We start from the raw sequence: 672 nt of genomic DNA, 5'->3' as shown, positions 1-672 counted from the left end.
TGCGTTATGTTAACCGAGCATGAATACGATATTCATCATTATTTACATAGGATTTAAATATATTCATAGCGAAATAAACTAAGTACAAAAGGAGGAGTAACCATTATGTCATTTCCAGTTCTAGAAACAGAAAGATTAATACTAAGAGAAATTACAAAAGAAGATTCAAAAGCTATTTTTGATTACTTTTCAAGAGACGATGTAACACGATTTTATGGTATGAATTCTTTTAAAGATTTAAAGGAAGCCGAGACTCTTGTCGAGAACTTTCAGCGTGCTTTTCATGATAAAAAAGGAATTCGATGGGGAATTGTTACAAAAACAGAAAATGAATTCATCGGAACAATAGGGTTTCATGCTTGGAGTCCTCAACATAAACGTACAGAAATAGGTTATGAGATTCATCCGGATTATTGGAGAAAAGGATATATAACGGAAGCTGTAAAAACTGTTATTACATATGGATTTAATGAATGGGATTTAAATAGGATTGGTGCAATTATTTTTACAGACAATGTCGCCTCACATAGGTCAGTACAAAAATTTGGTTTTAAACAAGATGGAGTATTAAGAGAATATATGTATCAAAATAATTATCCGAACGATGTTATCAGTTATTCTCTACTAAAAAGCGAGTGGAATAATTAAAATCATTCTACTTCCGATATCGAT

The 672-nt window shown here is 31.1% G+C and carries 1 protein-coding gene; it reads left to right on the top strand.

The features are described 5' to 3' along the window. The first annotated feature begins 105 nt into the window (after nucleotides 1–105). Nucleotides 106–648, top strand: coding sequence for a GNAT family N-acetyltransferase (locus tag HRG09_RS28290; RefSeq protein WP_174104098.1), 543 nt, complete (start codon nucleotides 106–108; stop codon nucleotides 646–648). The last annotated feature ends 24 nt before the right edge of the window (nucleotides 649–672 follow it).

This window comes from Bacillus sp. Xin1, from assembly GCF_013314535.1.
GTDB lineage: Bacteria > Bacillota > Bacilli > Bacillales > Bacillaceae_G > Bacillus_A.
This window is presented reverse-complemented; position numbering and strand designations above follow the sequence as displayed.